At 19.0% G+C, this 3,744-nt stretch carries 4 protein-coding genes; 2 read left to right on the forward strand and 2 right to left on the reverse strand.

Features of this window, described 5'->3' with window-relative positions; all coding sequences use genetic code 11:
* On the forward strand, window positions 1-397 hold a 397-nt coding region (locus GJT96_RS02360), incomplete at its 5' end, for a ferredoxin reductase domain-containing protein (RefSeq protein ID WP_486599020.1).
* Window positions 398-431: 34 nt separating this feature from the next.
* Window positions 432-1,211 carry a triose-phosphate isomerase gene (tpiA, locus tag GJT96_RS00945; RefSeq protein ID WP_169780373.1) on the forward strand — a complete coding sequence of 260 codons (780 nt, stop codon included), beginning with the start codon at window positions 432-434 and terminating at the stop codon, window positions 1,209-1,211.
* Here the strand turns inward: tpiA and lysS are convergent.
* Both lysS and prfB read right to left on the reverse strand, forming a co-directional pair.
* Window positions 1,197-2,711, reverse strand: coding sequence for a lysine--tRNA ligase (lysS, locus tag GJT96_RS00950; protein WP_169780374.1), 1,515 nt, complete (start codon window positions 2,709-2,711; stop codon window positions 1,197-1,199). The two genes, tpiA and lysS, sit on opposite strands and share 15 nt — an antisense overlap.
* 24 nt (window positions 2,712-2,735) lie before the next feature.
* On the reverse strand, window positions 2,736-3,744 hold a 1,009-nt coding region (gene prfB / locus GJT96_RS00955), incomplete at its 5' end, for a peptide chain release factor 2 (protein ID WP_169780375.1).

A 3,744-nucleotide genomic window follows, 5' to 3' on the forward strand; every position in this document is an offset into this window, starting at 1 on the left:
ACCTTATCTTTCAATACTACAAGATAGTAAATGTTTTCAAAAATTTAAACAAATAATTTTAGTACATTCTATTAGATATATAGAGGATTTTAATTATTTATATTTAGTAAAAAATATAAAAAAAAAATATTATAATCAATTAATTATTAAAATTATTTTAACTAAAAATATTAATATTAATAATTCTATTTTGTACGGTTATATTCCTGATTTAATTAAAAATGGCATATTAGAAAATAATATTGGCATTAAAATAAATACTAATAATAGTCATGTAATGCTTTGTGGTAATCCAAATATGATTAAACAAACTAGAAAATTTTTAGAGCAACATAAAAATTTTTCTAAAAATTTAATAAATAAAAAAGGTAATATTACATATGAACAATATTGGTAAAATAATATATTTTTAAATTTTAGAGGAAAATTATATGAAAAAATTTTTAATTATTGCTAATTGGAAATTAAATGGTAATTATAATTTTATAAATAAAAATATAAATATTATTAAAAAAATAAATAATTCTTTAAATTATTGTCAATTATCTATTGCACCTCCATATGTATATTTGAATTATATTAATAATTTATTAAAAAATACTTCTATATTTTTAACAGCACAAAATGTAGATATTCATTTGAAAGGGTCTTTTACTGGCGAAATATCAATAAATATGTTAAAAGATATAGGTGTAAAATATGTTATAATCGGTCATTCAGAAAGAAGAATATATCATAATGAAGATATTGATCTTATATCAAAAAAATTTATTTTAATTAAAAAATATGGTTTAATTCCAATTTTGTGTATAGGAGAAACTGAACAACAAAAAAAAAATAAATTAACAGAAAAAATTTGTATTAATCAAATTAATAGTATACTTAAAATTAGTAATGTTAATATATTTAATAAATCTATTATAGCTTATGAACCATTGTGGGCGATTGGAACTGGTAAAATAGCAGATTTAAATGAAGTAAAAAAAGTTATTTTATTTATTAGAAAATATATATCGTCTTTAAATAAAGACATAGTAGAAAATATATATTTTCAATATGGTGGATCAGTAAATTACTTTAATATAGATAATTTTTTTAAAAAAAAATACATAAATGGTTTTTTAATAGGCAAAGTTTCTTTAACAATAAAAAATTTTATACTTTTAATTGAAAAAATAGAAAAAAATTTACAATTATTAAATAGGTCTTAACATTGGAAATAAAATAACATCTCTTATTGATTTAGTATTTGTGAATAACATAACTAATCTATCTATTCCTATACCTAATCCAGCTGTAGGAGGTAATCCGTACTTTAATGCTTCAATATAATCTTTATCATAAAATTGATTAATATTTTTATTGTTACTAATATTTTTGTAGTTTTCCTGTTTTTGAAATCTTTTTTTTTGTTCTTCAGGATCATTAAGTTCAGAAAAACCATTTGCAATTTCCATTCCACAAATAAAAAATTCAAATCGATCAGTAAATGAATAATTTGTATCATTATTTCTTGAAAGTGGAGAAACTTCAACAGGATATTCTGTAATAAATGTTGGTTCTATGATCTTATCAATAATTTTTTCTTCAAAAATTTTAGAAATAATTTTACCTTTACTCCAATTTAAATTAATATTAATATTTATTGAATTAGTAATTTTTATTAATTTATTAAAATTTTCTAAATGTTCTAAAGAAAATTCAGGATAGAATTTAATAATAGCTTCTTTCATAGTTAATTTATTAAATTGATTATTTAAATCAAACTTATGATTGTTATATTGTAATATGTTATTTTTAAATATTTTTTTATATATTTTTTTAAATAATTTTTCAAAAAAAAACATTAAATCTTTATAATCTGCATATGCAATATATAATTCCATCATAGTAAATTCAGGATTATGTTGGGTTGATATTCCTTCATTACGAAAATTTCTATTAATTTCAAAAATTTTATTAAATCCCCCAATAATTAAACGTTTTAAATATAATTCAGGAGCAATACGTAAATATATATTCATATTATATTTATTATGATAAGTTATAAAAGGTTTAGCTAGAGCTCCTCCTGGAATATTATGCATCATTGGAGTTTCTACTTCAATAAAATTATTTTTATTCATAAAATCTCGAATATTTAATATAATTTGATGTCTTTTATTAAAAATAAAACGTGTTTTCTTATTAACAATAAGATCTAAATATCTTTTTCTATATTTTATTTCTTTATTTTTTAATCCATGATATTTATCAGGTAATGGTTTTATTGCTTTTGTTAATAAATAAATTTTTTGACAAAAAATTGATAAAACTTTAGTTTTAGTTTTAAATATATAACCAATTATACCTATAATATCCCCAATATCATATTCTTCTAAAAATTTTTTATATTCTTGGTAAGAAATCTGATTTTGAGATATATAAATTTGCATTTTACCTGTATAATCTTGAATATTAATAAAAGAAGCTTTACCCATAATACGTATATTTACTATTCTTCCCGCAATATGTAATATTTTTTTATTTAAAAAATTTTTTTTTTCTTTTGAAATTTGATTTAAATAATTACATGTAAAATTAACTTTAAAATTATTAGGAAATACTATATTATTATTTTTTTTTAACATTTCTAATTTTTTATATCGAAATTTTATTTCATTATTATGAATATTTTTAATATTATTTAATTTATTTTTAGCTCCAGACATAACAATAAACCTTATATATTTTATTTATATATTTAATTTTAAACTTGCTTGAATAAATTGATCTAAATTACCATTTAATACAGATTGTATATTATTACTTTCTATGCCAGTTCTTATATCTTTTATTCTTGAATCATCTAATATGTAAGAACGTATTTGATATCCCCAACTAATATTAAATTTATTTTTTTCTATTTTTTTTTTTGTTTTTTCTTTTATTTTATTTTTTAATTCATATATTTTGTATTTTATTTGTTTTATAGCTTGATCTTTATTTTTATGTTGCGATCTACTATTTTGACATTGTGTAACTATCCCAGTAGGGATATGTGTAATACGCACAGCAGATTCTGTACGATTTACATGTTGTCCTCCTGATCCAGATGCTCTATATACATCAACACGTAAATCTTTCATATTAATAGACACATCTATATCATTTTTAATTTCAGGATACATAAAGGTTGAAACAAAAGATGTATGTCTTTTACCTGAAGAATTAAAAGGATTTTTTCTAATTAAGCGATGAATACCACTTTCTGTACGAAGCCATCCAAAAGCATATTTACCAACAATATGAATTGTAGACGATTTAATTCCAATAACTTCTCCTGGAGACTCATTTATTATAGTTACTTGATATTTTTTTTTTTCTGCCCATTTTAAATACATTCTCATTATTATTTTAGCCCAATCTTGAGATTCTATACCTCCAGATCCTGATTGAATATCTATAAAACAATTTTTATCATCATTTTTTTTAACAAAAATTTTTTGTAATTCTAGATTATCTATTTTTTTTTGTATTTGAAATAAAAATTTTATAGATTCTTTTAAGATTTTTTTGTCATTACAATTAATTGCTAAATTAATTAATTCATTGATATCAATAATTTCTTGATTAATATCATCTAAAGTTAATAAAATATTTTCTATATTTGATTTCTTCTTATTTAAAGAAAGTAAAATATTTATATTTTTCCAAATATTTGGATTTTGTAATTTTTCTTTTATTATTAATAATTTTTTTTTA

The sequence above is a fragment of the Enterobacteriaceae endosymbiont of Donacia piscatrix genome, from assembly GCF_012569525.1.
Lineage (GTDB): Bacteria > Pseudomonadota > Gammaproteobacteria > Enterobacterales > Enterobacteriaceae.